Here is a 15,417-nt window from a genome sequence, read left to right on the forward strand (position 1 = left end):
TTGGGAGTTGGGAGTTGGGAGTTGGGAGTTGGGAGTTGGGAGTTGGGCGGGTGGGGAGAGAGGAGCGATGGGACCTATGCGACCGATTGGTCGGCGTGTGCCCCCGACCACTCCCTGGTCTCATTTGTCCCCTACGTCGCATTGGTCCTATTTCCCCCAGCATCCCACCGCGGGGCTTCGCCCCGGCGCCTGATTGGTGGGTGGCACCGACTCCGGAGGAGTCCGGTTCAATATTGGTGGGTGGCACCAATTGCGGTCGTTCTGGCACCGTCGAGGCGAACGTGTAGGGAGTCTAACCAACCCTGTCATGCACTCCACTGATCTGTCCAACATCTGCGCGATTGGTCTTATCCGCCGGATCTGATCGACATCGGGCGCAGCGTTTCTTTGTGGACGAATTGCTTGAATCTGACGAATTTTGTTGACTTCGTACGCAGATTCTGGCAGGCTTGGTTCTTTCGGGGGATTGGTTTCGTTTCTTTTCGCGCTTTTTTTAGTTTTTGGAGTGTTTTGATGCGTCCTTCTTTTCGAGCCCGCCGAGGGTTCACACTTGTCGAGTTGTTGGTGGTCATCGCGATCATTGGCATTCTGGTCGGATTGTTGCTGCCTGCAGTTCAGGCGGCGCGCGAAGCTGCGCGACGGATGAGTTGCAGTAACAATTTCAAGCAACTCGGGCTTGCGATTCACAACTATCATTCCGCCTTCAAGAACCTGCCTCGTCAAGCGACCGGCACTTGGAATGATGGTGACGCCAACGCTTGGGCCCCTCGCAGGACCAACAACAGCGGTGGCCTAAGCGCTTTGGTCGGTATGCTGCCCTACATGGAGCAGCAGGGGCTCTGGGATCAGATCTCAAACCCCCTTGATTTCGATGGGGACGGCGTCATTGATTACCCGGCGATGGGGCCGACGGGGCGGCAGCATGCAGTGAGCCGAGATTACACTCCCTGGAGAACTGAAATCCCGACGTATCGGTGCCCCAGTGATCCTGGTGTCGGCCTGCCTGCATCGGGACGCACCAACTATGCCGTCTGCATTGGTGATGCCTATGCCGGTCAACCGGTGTACACGTGGCCGATTCGTTGGAACAGCAACGGCGGAAGCCCGTACGATGTGGTGACGGGCCGATCCCGGAATCAAAACCGTTGGGATCGAGGCGTCTTTCAGAACCGCAAGTTCAGCAAGTTTCGCGATATCTTGGACGGGCTCTCCAACACGATCATGATGGGCGAAATTTTGAGCGATTTGGGGGATAGCGATATTCGGACGCGAATCAATCGAACACAAAACGATGTCGCTCCCTCGATTTGTCGGCAACTGGGCCACATCGATCCCGATCGCCCTCGATTCTGGTGTAATGGAGGCTCCTGTCCCGTGCCGGCCCGAACGGTCGCCGGAACGACGTTCCAAGGAGCCAACTCGAACTTGAATCGCGGGATGCAGTGGACCATTGCGTACCCGGTCTGTACGGCGTTCCAAACCAATCTCCCACCGAACTCCGAGGCTTGCGTGCGACGATGGGGTATGTCAGGCGGCGGGCTTTCGGCAAGTAGTCGACACCAGGGTGGCGCGCATATCCTGATGGGCGATGGTGCGGTGATCTTCATGACGGACTCGGTCGAGGCTGGCGACCCGAATGCCTCTGCGCAAGTGGATGCAGGGGTTCCAAGCCCATTCGGGCTCTGGGGTGCACTGGGCACCCGTGCCAACAGTGAGGTCATCGAAGAACAGTTGAACCAGTAACGGTCGCGATCGCCAACGGGCGACCGGAGGGGTGGGGCTCCCATTCGTCTTGTTGCTCGTAGGCAACGAGTTTAGTTTGGCTCGGTCGAATCCTCGGTTTCGGTCGAGGCAGGCTTAGGGGCATGGTTGGTGATGTGGAACACCACATCAACGACCGACAGTTTTTTCTCTTTTACATTTCTCAATGGGCTTAATCAGTGAATAATAATTACTTGGCGTTTTGGCACCGAGTTGCATGCATCGTCTTTGTCGGATTGATCGCGATTCCTTTGGCTGGCTGCGGTGGGGGCGACAACACCGTGGTGGAACCCGCCTCCGAAGAAGAACTGCTGAAGAGCGAGGCGGAGTTGTCCGGTGTCACCGAAGAAGAGTATGAGCAGGGCATGAACGAAATTTAATCGTGGCCGTTGATTCCTCGATTTCTATTTCAGCGATATGGCTGTTGGCACTCGTGGTCGCAGCCTGTGTGGGTTTGGGCGGATGTGATTCGAAGCCGACAGGCAGAGGATCATCCGCGCCAATCCCGGTGTCGAGCGGGCCGAGAGAACAACCCGCAAACTCAGCAGATGGCCCCCCCGTCGCCGCGGCGAACAAGACCGCTGAGAACAAAGACGTTGCAAACAAAAACGCGGCGAACAGTGTTTCATGGGAACAAATCCGCGGCGAACTGCAGGCCGGTCAACTCGCATCTGCGAAACGGTTAATCCGTCGACGTCTGGTCGAACGGCCCGATGATCCCGTTGCCACCACATGGCTCGCGAAGATCGAATACGAAGCCGGAAACCGCGCCCAGGCCATTGATCTTTTGCGAGAGATTGGAATTGATACTCCCGAGTATGGAATTCCGGCATCGGGGCTTCTCGCGACATGGTTGATTGAGACGGGCGAATTCGGCCAAGCGTTGACTCGCTTGCGAGCGATCCTTTCGCGAATGCCGAATGAAGCTTTGGTTCATCGTCAACTCCATCAGGTCCTCAATCTAATGGGCCGACGCCAGGAAGCTGCCCAACACGTTCGCGAACTCTGTGCACTTGGAGACGTCACGCAGAACGAACTTGCATCGCTGCTCTCGTTGCGACTGCCCTTTGATACGCGTCAAGAGGATGCGCTCACGGCAATCGGCGCGCAAGAAAACGAAGTGCAATGGCCTAGCGATCTGGCTCAAGCTCGCGAATTGCTCAAGCGTGGTGAATCGGCTGCAGCGCTCGCCCTGATGCGTGACCGCGTCATCGAAATGAACCGGGGTGGAGACACCGCCCGCGATCCGTGGATGATCTCGCTGTTCGGTCGGACCGCTGTGGAATTGAACGACAATGAAGCGATTTCTCTCTGGCTTGCGTCCCTCACACCAGAAGTGACTCAATCCGCCGATCACTGGTGTGCTCTCGGGCTCTTGGCGGGCCGTCCTGACATCGGCGCAATCGAAGACGCGATTGAATTCTGCGAGGCAGCTCTTGCATTGGACCCAACGGACTGGTCCACCGCCGGCTACCTTGGCAGTCTTGAAACGCAAATCGGCGACCACACGGATGCCGAAACGTACCGCAACAGCGCATTGTTGATTCAAAGCTCACTTCTTGCGTCAAACCGCTTGGCAGCCGCAGATGAAAACCAGGAGCGGTCTGTCGCGATCCAGGGCTTGATCGACTCTTTACGAAAACTTGATCGTGATTTGGAGGCAGCACTGTGGGGATTGGTTCACGCGAGCCATTTCCGCACCGATACGAGTGACCCGGTCGATCAAGAGACGTTGGCTGCAGACGTCCGCCGATTACAACAAAACGATCAAACAGAACGAAGCCAACAGACCTCACCGCTCGACGATGAAAGTCACTTGTTGGCGATGGCAGACTCGTTCCTCAACACTGTCAAAGAAGCTGTCTTTAAGGGAGTCGAACCGGAACCGCGGGCGGTCAAAAGTGTCGCGTCTGAGACGATTGACGACGAAGGGAATGTTTCGATCCGATGGAAAACATCGCCTGACAACTGGGGACTTGCGTTTCGGTATTCCAACGCGAAACCGATCAAGCAGCGTGACTTTCAACTTTATGAACAGTTTGGTGCCGGAGTTGCTGCGATTGATTTCGACCGGGATGGACAGGTTGATCTCTATTTCCCGCAGGCATCAGGCAGTCCGAACCAGAACAACGGGACAAGTCCGAACGAGCTTTATCGTCAACTTGATCAGCGTTTTGAAAGTGTCACTCAACATGCTGGTTGCGATGACCGACGCTACGCGATGGGCATTTCGGTCGGTGATCTCAATCAAGATGGATGGGACGATCTTCTGGTTTGCAACTTCGGGGTCAATGTCTTGTTCATCAATCAAGGTGACGGGACGTTCATGAGACGGACGCCCGACGCTTCGCTCCCCTCTTACTGGACGTCCTCTGCCGCGGTCGCGGATTTGAACAACGATTCATTGCCCGATTTCTTCGAGGCCAACTATGTAGACGACCCGGCCCTGTTCGAAATTCCACCGCGAGACCAGGATGGCAGGTATTCGGTCTTCAAAGGTCCAGAGTCTTATCAGAACGCAGTCGATCGCGTTTTTGTCGGGGATCCCGAGGGGGGATTTCAAGCATTCGAACTCAATGCGGCCGATGGTGCCTCGCCTGCCCTGGGGGTCGTCGCGGGTGACTTTGACGAAGACGCCCGGGTGGATGTTTACGTGGCCAACGATATGCAAGCGAACCACTACTGGACTTACGTAGACGGCGTGTTCCGCGAGTCGGCGATGATACGCGGCTGCGCCTTCGGCCGGCAGGGAAGCGCCGGTGCTTCGATGGGGATCGCAACGGGAGACTTCGACGGCAACGGAAAGATTGATTTTCACGTGACCAATTTTCTGAACGAACCGGTCCATCATTTCCTTCAGACCGATTCGAATGCGTTTCTCGATGGCGTGCCCAGCGCGGGCCTTTTCGCACCGACAATGCCCGTCCTCGGATTTGGGACGATTGCCAGCGATATCGACAATGATTGCGACGATGACCTGATCGTCCTTAATGGACATATCGAAGACTTGCAATTCAAAGGCGCTGACTTCAAGATGCTTCCACAGTGTTTTGTCAACTCAAACGGCAACTTTCGCTTGTTGCCCGGTCGTGACCTGGGGGAATTCTTCAATCGAAAGACTTTGGGACGCGGTCTTTCCGCTCTCGACTGGAATGCCGACGGTCGAGTCGACTTTGTTGCCAATCACCTTGATCGTGCCGCAGTCCTCGTGGAAAACGCGAGCAAAACCGACAACTCTTGGGTACAGTTTCTTCTTGTGGGAACATCATGTGAACGCTCCGCCGTTGGGGCGTCCGTCACGGTGCAAGCCGGCGATCGGACTTTGAAAACTTGGCATGTCAGTGGGGCTGGCTATAGCAGCCACGACGAATCGATTCTCCACGTCGGGCTCGGACGGCATCAGGGTGTGGTCGGATTGTTGGTCCACTGGCCCGATGGATCGAGGCAGTCATTCAGCGAGGTACCCGCTCGCCATCGACACTTGATCGTCCAAGGCCAAGAGAGGGTATGGACGTATGAAGCCGATTAGTCTGATCCTTTTGGGATGCTCTGTGTTGGGAGCCACGGTTGGTTGCGGTCGAGGGCGAGTCGAGACTCCCGAGCAGGCACCGGTGTGGCAGAGCGTTACGGGTTTGACGGAAGTCCACTCCGCGCCGCCGGATCACACTGACACTGCGCCCGTTAAGACTGCTGGCAGGGTCCTCCCACGCGGCTTCAGCGGAAGCCATGCTTGTGCGGAGTGCCATGCCGAAAGGGCGCGTTCCTATCTTGAAACAGCTCATGCGCGCTCGGGACGTTTTATTGAAGCCACGAAAGTCACTCAAGGGCGGACTTGGGATGACGTTTCTGGCAGGCGGCGCCTCCAAGCAAAGGTCAGCGAGGGTCGGATGGTGCATCAGGTCAGGAGAACAGCAGCCGATGACTCTCCGATCTCGAACCAAATTGCGGAGATTGCCTATGAGTTTGGTTCTGGAACCCACGCACATACCTACGCCTTTCGCGATGGCGTTTTCTGGTGCGAGTCTCCGTTAAGTTGGTACGCCGAAGGTGTCGGTTGGGATCTGTCGCCCGGATTCGACACCCGTCAACAGCCTGAATTCGACCGCGCGATCACCAATCGATGTGTTTTCTGCCACGTCGGCGCGATTGAGCAATGGAATCACAGCCCGAACCATTTTGAGATACGGCAGGCAGCGATTGGTTGCGAGCGCTGCCACGGCGGCGGCTATGAGCATATTCAATTCCACTCGTCCGAGGAGACCGAACGTGGTGAAGCGGTTGATCCAATCGTGAATCCGGCCAAGCTTTCATTTTCAGCCGCCGAGGCCGTGTGCACGCAGTGCCATCTGCAGGGCGATCAATTGATCGTCGCCAACCAAACGGACGTTTGGGACTTTGTGCCGGGGCAGGCGATCGAACAAAACCGGACGGATTTCCGCTTGAGCGGCGGCAGCGAGAATCGAATTGTCGGACACACCGAACAACTCCGACAGAGTCAATGCTACACGCAAAGCAAGCAACTCACCTGCGTGACGTGTCATGATCCGCACGGCGAAGAGGCGTCGGCTAAAGGCGACATTTATCGGAAGGTCTGTGCGGACTGTCATAGCGATGATGCCTGTGGTTTGGAGCAAGACATCCGAATGACAACGCACGGAAACGACTGTGTCGCTTGCCACATGCCCAAGCAAGCCACCGATGTCGTTCACGCCGCTCTTCACCAGCACCGAATTGGAATTTACGCGCAAAGTTATCCGCCGGGTGTCGCCTCCGATCGTTCGCTTTCGGAAATGGAGAGTCGGCCACAGCAACGAGCTTTGGGCCGGCAAACGCAAAATCTCTATCCCTTGCTTCCCCCAGAAGACTTGGTAGAGCAACCAATCGGGACAAAGCAATTGCATCGACGCCAAGCCCTCGCAGTTTATAGTGCGATCTTTAATGGGGCCTCCGGGCCAGATTGGCAACAGGATCTCGATTGGGCACGAAGTCGCCTTTTCGATAGGGTTCAGGATCGCCCCCTTGATCGATCGGTGTGGACTGCGCTCGCGCGTGAATACTTGGACCACGATCGCGTTGATCAGGCAGAGCGCCTGGTCGATGCTCTGGCAGCCGACGCCTCGATCGTCGATCGGCCCGGCATCCAGGCGCTTGCCATCTTGGCGGAGATAAGATTGCGGCAACGAAACAGTGTTCTTGCCAAGCCGCTCTTTAAAAGGTTGACCACCTTGAGACGTGTTGCGGGTGATCACTATCTGCACGGGCTATGCTGCGTGAACACCGGGGATTCAACGGAAGCGATTCGCTCATTCCATGAGGCCTTGCGAATCGACCCGGTACTGGTTGCGGCGCATCAGCAACTGGCCGTTATTTACGCCTCGATGGGGGAGTTAGAGCTAGCGAAGTCACACAGGCAGGCTGTCCAGTATGCTCGAGAATCATCGAACACGCGTCCGTAATTGACATGGCATCTGTTGCTAGCCCAGCTTACCCAGTTTAGACACTCAAAGAGTTCTTTTGGTCGTCTTGTTTTGAACTCGCTGGAGGTGATTTTGACCTGAATTGTGTTCCCACCGGCGTCCGCGACGTCCCATGGGGCCTATTTCCTCTTTTTGTATCCACCGCGGGACTTCGCTGCGGGGTCGGTGACCGCCCGATCCAACAAATGAGTTTATCGATTGGGTAAGGATTAACGATTGTGCTGAATGTGGACGATAAACAGATCATGGAAGCATTGTGGTAGTGCATTCGTTCACCCGTTCGATGACGTTGAGTCTGGATGATGTCGTTTTATTCGCGTTTGCGATCCCCGTGGACCGCTCTCACCCTCAGCTGCATGCTCGTCACCAGCGGCGTCACCGTCGAAACGACGGCAGCCGCCGACGGTCGCGCAGCTCCGCCCCGTAACGTTTCGGCGGAATCGGAGGATTCCCGGCGGATGACGTGGCGTCCGGTCTCGCCGCAGCAAGCGGTGGCCAAGCAGACCCGCAGGCGAAACCCCAGCCAACAAACGGTCGCACCGGTGTCGCACGAGACGATCGTTATCGAACCACCGGCCACCGACTTTGTTTCGGCCGGGGGCTCGACTTGCGGCGGCCACTGTGTCGGTGCCAGCTGTGATAGCATCGGCGGTGACGGCTTGTGCCAGAAACCGCGTCGTCGGCCTTTGTTTTCCGTGCACAGCGAGTACCTACTGTGGTCGCTCGATGCGATCGATTTGCCAGCATTGGTGACGACCAGCCCTGCAGGGACATCGCCGGAAAACACGGGGCGGCTGGATCAGGCGGGCACGTCGATTCTGTTTGGCGGCGATGGCGTCGGCGATGAAATGCGGTCGGGAGCGCGGGTCACGCTGTCTTGGGGCGTCAACGATTGCGGCGACGGGTTTGAACTGGTCGGCATGGGCGTTTTTGAGGACACCGAAACGTTTCGAGATAGCCGTGCGTTGTTGGCTCGTCCTGTGTTCGACACCGGATCGGGCAGCGAAAGTGCGATGTTGGTCGCGCACCCGGATTTTTTGTCCGGCAGCCTTTCGGTCCGCGTGGATAGCGAACTGTTCGCTTTTGATGTCATGCGTCGTCAGCGACTGTGCACCTCGGCCTGCGATCAATTGGACCTGTTGATCGGATACCGTCACGGCGGACTGGATGAATCCTTGCGCGTCGATCAGTCCGGGACCTTCACCGCCGCCCAGGGACAAATCGTCGCCGGGACGACCCAGTCCCTGTTCGATGACTTTCGAGCAGAGAACCGATTCAACGGTGCCCAGATCGGTTTGCATTATCGGCGCCGATGCCGCAGCGCGTCGACGTTCAACGTGATGGCAAAGCTGGGGATGGGTGTCAACGAGGCCGACGCGCGAATCGCTGGCGAAACCATCAACACGGTGCCCGGCGGCGGGTCGAGCAGTTTTACGGGCGGGTTACTGGCTCAGTCGACGAACATCGGCAGCTACGACGAATCCGAATTCAGCGTGATTCCGGAGTTGGGGGTGATGTTCACGACGCGATTGGACAACTACATCGACCTTTCGGTCGGCTACAACGTGTTGATCTGGTCCAACGCGCTGCGAGTCGGCGATCTGATCGATCGAAACGTCTCGCAGTTTCCTCCGGAGGTTGCTTCGGGAACCCTCAACCCGTCGTTCGAATTTGAAACCGACACCTTCATCGCCCACGGGCTGACGTTCGGTGCGGTGGTTTCGTTTTAGAGACGTCGGGCAAGGCCAGCGGTCCTAGGACGACTGCACGGTGATGGTCAGCTCTTGCTCGACCGTCAATCCGTAGCGATCTTGTGCCTGGACACGGATGCTGTAGGTGCTTTGGGTAGCAAAATCGGCCGTCACGGCGGTCGTTAATTGATCACCATCGATCGTGAACGAGGCGTTGTCGGTATCACCGGTGCCGGCGACCAAGCTAAAGCTGTGAAGCTCGTTTGCATTGGCGTCCGTCGCGGTCAAGGTGCCGACGACGGTTCCGGACGGATCACCATCGTTGACGGTGGAACTGCTGAGCGCGACCGCCGTGGGGGCGACGTTTTCTTCGCTGACGTCGATGCTGAAGACCTGTTCGGTGAACAGCCCTTGAGAGTCTTCGGCACGCACTCGCACCGAGTACAGCGACTGGATCGCATCGTCGACCGCTTCGGTGATCACGAGTTGGTTGTTCTCGATTTTAAAGTCGGCGTTGTCGGTGTCACCGTCGCCTGCGACAAGTGACAATGTCAATGTGTCGCCGCTGTCGGGATCGTCGGCGAACAGGTCACCGATCACCGTGTCGGCCGGCTGTTGATCGGCGACCGCGGAATGGCTCAGGCTCAGGTTTTCGGGCGCCTCGTTGACATCTGAAACGTTGATGGTGAAGGCTTGCTCGAAGGATTCGCCGAAATTGTCCGTCGTGCGGACTCGAACGCTATAGGTCGACTGGGTTTCAAAGTCCAGATCGGTCGCCGTTTGAAGCTCGCCAGCGACGATCACAAAGGCGGCGTTGTCGGTGTCGCCGGTCCCGGCAACGAGTTCATACGTGTGGCTGTCACTGGCGTTGGCGTCGGTCGTCGTCAATGTCCCGACCGCGCTTCCCACGGCGGCGTCTTCGTCGACCGCACTTTGCGACAACGCGACCGCGGTGGGCGCGACGTTGGATTCGGTGACGTTGATCGTAAAGGTTGCTTCAGTGTTCAATCCACCGGCGTCTTGAACGCGGACGCGGATCGAGTAGCTGCTTTTGGTCGACTGGTCGGCCGAAAACGCGGTCAGCAGCTGGTCACCGCTGATCGTAAACTCGGCGTTGTCGTCGTCTCCGGTTCCGCTGACCAACGTGTACGTCAACGTGTCCGATGCGTCGGGATCGTCGTTGCCCAGCACACCGACCACGGTGCCCGAAACTTCGCCGTCGGCGACATGGGACGAACTGAGCGTCAGTGTCGACGGGGCTTCGTTGACATCGGTGACGTCGATCGTAAAGGTTTCTTCAACGAACAGCCCGCTCGAATCGGTGCTGCGGATGCGGATTGCGTACGACGATTGGGTTTCGAAATCAGCGACGTCGACGATCTGCAATTCGTCTCCGCTGATCGTGAATGAGGCGTTGTCGGTGTCACCGCTGCCGCTGACCAGGGTGTAAGTATGCGTGTCGGATGCGTTGGCATCGGTGCTGGAGAGCGTTCCGATGGCGGTGTTGGCGGCCGAGTTCTCCGCGACGGTGTTCGCCGACAGGGCGATGGCCGACGGAGCACTGTCGGGTTCGGCGACGGTAATCGTCAAGATCTGTTGGAAGGTCAGCCCGCCGGCGTCTTCGGCTTGGACGCGAACGGAATACGAACTCTTCTGGAAGAAGTCGGCGTCAAAGGCGGTGACCAGGTCGGATCCTGAAATCGTGAACGATGCGTTGTCGCTGTCACCATCGCCGGCGACCAGCGTGTAGGTGACCGTGTCGCCGCTGTCGGGGTCCGTGGAGCTGAGGGTTCCGACGGTGGTCCCGCTGGGATCTCCGTCGTCGATTTGGTCGGAATCAATGGTCAGCGAATCGGGCGCTTCGTTGACGTCGGTCACGGTAATTTGAAAGACGTCTTCGACGAACAGCCCGAACGGGTCGGTGCTGCGAACGCGGACGCTGTAGCTGGACTTGGTTTCAAAATCCAGGGCGCTGTTGAGCGTCAAGGTGTCGCCGTTGATGGCGAAGGAGGCGTTGTCGGTGTCGCCCGTGCCGGAGACCAGTGTGTAGGTGAAGACGTCCGAAGAATTGGCGTCGGTGGTGGTGAAGGTGCCGATCACATCGTCGATCGATGCGTCTTCGGCGACGGTGGCGTTGCTGAGTGCGACGGCGGTCGGTGCGACGTTTTCGTTGGTGACGTCGATCGTGAACGAGGTTTCGGTCGACAGGCCCCCGGCGTCGGTGACTCTGACCCGAATCGAGTAGCTCGATTGCGTGCTCTGGTCAGCCGCGAATGCCGTTTGCAGTTGGTCGCCGGAAATCGTGAACGATGCGTTGTCGGTATCGCCGCTGCCGGACACCAGGGTGTAGGTCAGCGTGTCACCGGCGTCGGGATCATCGCTGGAGAGTGTGCCCACGGTGGTGCCGCTGGGTTGGCCGTCGGCAACACTGGAATGACCGAGCGAAACCGTGGTGGCGGCTTCATTGACGTTGGTCACGGAAATCGTCAGCACTTGTTCGACCGACAGGCCCGAGGAATCGGTGCTGCGGACACGAATCGAGTAGGAATCTTGTGATTCGAAATCGAACGATTCGGCGGTGAGGAGTTGACCAGCGGAGATCGTGAAGGAGGCATTGTCATCGTCTCCTTCACCGGACACCAACGTGTAGGTGTGGGTGTCGCTGGGGTTGGAGTCAGTCGATTGCAGGTCGCCGACGACGGTTCCCGACGCGCTGTTCTCGGCAACCGTGTCGTTGCTGAGCGTGACTTCCGAGGGCGCCGAATCGCCTTGGGTGATCGTGAAGGTTTGCTCGAACGTTTCGCCGCCGGAGTCCGTCGAGCGTACGCGGACGCTGTAGCTGGACTGGGAGCTGAAATCGAGCGTCGTGGCGGTTTGCAGTTGGTCGCCGGAAATGGCGAAGGACGCGTTGTCATCGTCCCCGGTGCCGCTGACCAGGGTGTAGGTGAACGTGTCGCCCGCATCGACGTCGGTGCTGGAAAGCGTGCCGACGGTTGTTCCGGCCGTGGCGCCCGCTCCGACGGTGGCGTTGCTCAGTGCCAGTGCGGTCGGTGCTTCGTTCACGTCGGCGACGGTGATCGTGAAGGTCTGGTCGACGGACAATCCGCCCGCGTCGGTGCTGCGAACGATCACGCTGTAGCTGGACTTGGTTTCAAAGTCCAACGCCGCCCCGACCAGCAGCGAATCGCCGGAAATCGTGAACGCCGTGCTGGTGGTGCTGCCGTCGATCGAAACGATGCTGTAGGTGTGCGTGTCACCGCTGTCCGCATCGGTGGTGCTGAACGTTCCGACGGCCGAACCGACCGACGCGTCTTCGTCGACGGTGGTGTCGGTGATGGCCAGTGCCGTCGGAGCCGTGTTGGTGTGGGAGACCGTCAAGGTCAGCACGCGCTCGATCGACCGCCCGGTCGAGTCGGTGGATCGAACCCGGATCGTGACCGAATCCTGGACCGACGCGTCAAAGGTTTGAGCGGTGACCAGGGCGTTGCCGTTGATCGTGAAGGCGGCGTTGTCGGTATCGCCGGTGCCGCTGACCAATGCGTAGGTGTGGGTGTCACCTGAATCGGGATCCGACGTGGTGAAGGTTCCCACCGTCGTGCCGACCGCAACACTGTCGTTGATCGTGTCGGTCGACAAACTGATTCCGGTCGGTGCTTGGGCGTCGGGCAGGGCGGGGATGTTGGGTGTCGAAAGTCCAACGACTTGCCGCAGCACATCGCTGGCGTCCAACGGGCTGACCCCGTCGACGCCGGTGACGTCGCCCAACACGGTCGGATCGATGGTCGGGAACAGCAATGTCGACGCGGTCGAGCTGGTCGGGTTGGTAAACACGAACCCGGAATCCAGGTCGACACCGACCCGCGCGATCAGCCGAGCGTCTTCGGCATCGTAGCGTCGGTTCTGGTTCACGTCGCCCGGGAACGCGACGACGTGCAACGCGTCGTCGGTGGTGGCGTCCATCGCGCCTGCGTTGACTTCGATCGACGTCATGCGAATCGCTTGGCTGGTGCCATAGTCCGCGTCCTCGGGGACCGTCGCGATGATGTCCACGATGTCTGCCGCACCGGCGTCCAGGGGCGCGATGCTGAAGAATGAAATCGTGGCGACGCCGGGGACCGTCAAATTGACGTCGACTTGGCTGCCTGTCGGTGCGTCGCTACCGAGCTGGACGCCGCTGATGTCCAACAGGTCCGAATCGTACTCGATCGTCAACGTCACCGAAGTGACGCCATCGGCGTCACTCAACTGGATCGGCAAACCGTCGGGTAATTCGACGCCGCTTCCGCCGGCGGGCACCTGGACCGTTTGGGTGGGACCGCGGACGAAGTCCGGCAAGCTGACGATCAGGTCGCCGCCGCCGCTGATGGTGAAGGTGTCGACGTAGTTCCCACCGGCGACCGAATCGTCGTCACCGTCCAACAGTTCGCCGTCGGCCAGGTCTTTGAATCCGTCCGATGCACTGCGCAACGTCACGGTGTAGGTGTCGGCGGCAAGCGGTCCGCCGGTGGCGAGGAAGGTCACCGAGGTGCCGTCGATGATCAATGAACCGTCGACGTCACCGGATGTCGCACCGGTCAGTGTGACGTCCGCTGCCCCGGCCAATCCGTTCTCGGCGTCGTACAGGTTGATGACCGAGGAATCGATTTCCTCGCTCAATTCAGCCACAAATCCGCTCGCGGTCGGGGTGAACGACGCGATCGTCGCCGCCAACACTCGCCGTGATTCGAGTGTTTCCAATCGAACGCGCCGTCCGGAACGTTTAGCCCCGGATCGTTTGGAAAAACGCTTTCGGGGTTCCCCGGCGGATGAACGACGTGACGACAGGAGCGAAAATAATCCCTTGCTGATGTGGCGCATATCGACGTGAGACCTTACGAGGGGGAAAGCCGGTACAGAAGTGGGGGCAGGCAATCCGTTGCAAAAGATCAGTCGCCGTCGAAAATCCGGTTCGCGGCACCAGGGGACAGGGCAGGATCGACGATTTTTAACGATCTGCCTGTGCCTGTCTGGCGGAATCGTCGGTCATGATGTCACACATCGAAGCGTCTTTTTTAAACTTTTCTGGTCGATCCGGAGATGCCGAATGGGCTGCCAAGTCGGCTCGGTCGCTCGTTCAATTCGACATCGCGCGTGGTTTTTCGAGAAAGTTCGTGACACCGGCACCCCGAAATCCTTCCCTAGAGACACGCGGGGACGTGCCGAGTGCGTCCCGCCCCACGTCAATGCGACTCCGACCGATTCCGCGCCCAGCACCATGAAGTTAACTCCACGCACCAAACGACGCCGTCCCGCTTTTGAAACGCTTTCGGCCCGTCGTTTGTTGGCCGCCGTTGAAATTGCCGATGATTTGACCGCCGCGCCGGCCGCCGTGGTTTCAGTGCCGGTGGACATCGACGATGCCGTCGGAGTTCGTGGTGCCGAGATCCGGCTCAGCTATGACACCGACGTGTTGGACTTGGAACAAGCGGACGTTTCCGTCGGATCGGTGTGGGACGGCAGCAGCGACGCACAATTGACCGTCAACGTCGATGATGCGTCCGGAACGGCGATTGTCTTTGTCGCCGCCTCGTCCGACCTGGCCAGCGGGGCGGGAAGCCTGGTGGAATTGAACTTCACCGTCGACAGCGACGCGACGCTCGGCAGCACGACCACGTTGGACCTGACATCCGTTGTGCTGAACGAAGGTCAAATTGACGTCACGCCGACCCCGGTGGCCGGAGCCGATTCGACCGACGGGACGTTGACGATCATTCAAACGGGTTCCGATACGATTTCCGGGGCCGTGTTCGCCGACGCCAACGACAACGACAGTCTCGATTCGGGGGAAGCGATTCCTGGTGTCACGATCACGTTGACCGACACGGCGACCGGGACACAGCAACAAACCGTGACGGCGGCCGATGGAACTTACCAGTTCAGCGATCTGGCGGCTGGAACCTACACCATCACCCAGCAACAACCGGTCGCGTACTTGGATGGCGGGCAAAATGAAGTGACGGCGACGCTGTCGGCCGGCGAAGCCTTGGAAGGTCAGGATTTCGTTGAAATCGGTTTGCATCCGGCGTACCTGTACAACCGTCTGTTCACGACCCTCGTCTTGCCGGTCGGCTCGGATGCCTGGACCAGTCAGATCGAACGGATCAACACCGATGCGGAAACCGGCAGTGAACCGACCGCACCGACGCCAACCGCCGCGGCGACCATGATGGCATCGATTGCCGGTGAAACGTCGTCCGCCGCCGCGGTTTCTGAATCCGCGTCGTTGACAACCGCGTCGGACGGGGAAGGCGAACAGGTTCAAGCGTTCACCGAAACGATCGTTGCCAGCTCCGCCCACGCCGCCGCACTCGATCTGTCGTCGTCTGGATCGAAAGAGCGGGACGAAGATCTGGTCGATCAGGTCCATGCGACAACGCCGTTGTGGTAGCGGCCACCGACGGCGACAGCGGATCGGCTTGTCCAATCATCCAATTCGATCGCAAACTCGC

Annotated in this window: 7 protein-coding genes; 6 read left to right on the forward strand and 1 reads right to left on the reverse strand. The window is 58.8% G+C overall.

The features are described 5' to 3' along the window. The first annotated feature begins 513 nt into the window (after positions 1-513). The 5 genes from H1B37_RS16400 to H1B37_RS16420 all read left to right on the forward strand — a co-directional run bounded on the left by H1B37_RS16400 (position 514) and on the right by H1B37_RS16420 (position 8,968). Positions 514-1,743: a DUF1559 domain-containing protein gene (locus tag H1B37_RS16400; RefSeq protein ID WP_182867740.1), complete on the forward strand. Its 1,230-nt coding sequence runs from the start codon at positions 514-516 to the stop codon at positions 1,741-1,743. 197 nt (positions 1,744-1,940) lie between these two features. After that, positions 1,941-2,141, forward strand: coding sequence for a hypothetical protein (locus tag H1B37_RS16405; RefSeq protein ID WP_182867741.1), 201 nt, complete (start codon positions 1,941-1,943; stop codon positions 2,139-2,141). Positions 2,142-2,674: 533 nt separating this feature from the next. Then, a complete protein-coding gene (locus tag H1B37_RS16410) occupies positions 2,675-5,290 on the forward strand; it encodes an FG-GAP-like repeat-containing protein (RefSeq protein ID WP_182867742.1) in 2,616 nt (871 codons plus the stop codon). Positions 5,291-5,648: 358 nt separating this feature from the next. After that, complete coding sequence (locus H1B37_RS16415) at positions 5,649-7,217, forward strand: tetratricopeptide repeat protein (protein WP_182867743.1); 1,569 nt, start codon at positions 5,649-5,651, stop codon at positions 7,215-7,217. A 320-nt stretch (positions 7,218-7,537) separates the two neighbouring features. Then, positions 7,538-8,968, forward strand: coding sequence for a BBP7 family outer membrane beta-barrel protein (locus tag H1B37_RS16420; protein ID WP_286177821.1), 1,431 nt, complete (start codon positions 7,538-7,540; stop codon positions 8,966-8,968). A 24-nt stretch (positions 8,969-8,992) separates the two neighbouring features. Here H1B37_RS16420 and H1B37_RS16425 read toward each other — a convergent pair whose 3' ends face one another. Further along, complete coding sequence (locus tag H1B37_RS16425; RefSeq protein ID WP_286177822.1) at positions 8,993-13,666, reverse strand: beta strand repeat-containing protein; 4,674 nt, start codon at positions 13,664-13,666, stop codon at positions 8,993-8,995. Positions 13,667-14,183: 517 nt separating this feature from the next. Here H1B37_RS16425 and H1B37_RS16430 point away from each other — a divergent pair. After that, positions 14,184-15,356: a cohesin domain-containing protein gene (locus tag H1B37_RS16430; protein WP_182867745.1), complete on the forward strand. Its 1,173-nt coding sequence runs from the start codon at positions 14,184-14,186 to the stop codon at positions 15,354-15,356. Positions 15,357-15,417: the final 61 nt, after the last annotated feature.

This window comes from Stieleria mannarensis, from assembly GCF_014154935.1.
In the GTDB taxonomy this organism is placed as follows: domain Bacteria; phylum Planctomycetota; class Planctomycetia; order Pirellulales; family Pirellulaceae; genus Stieleria; species Stieleria mannarensis.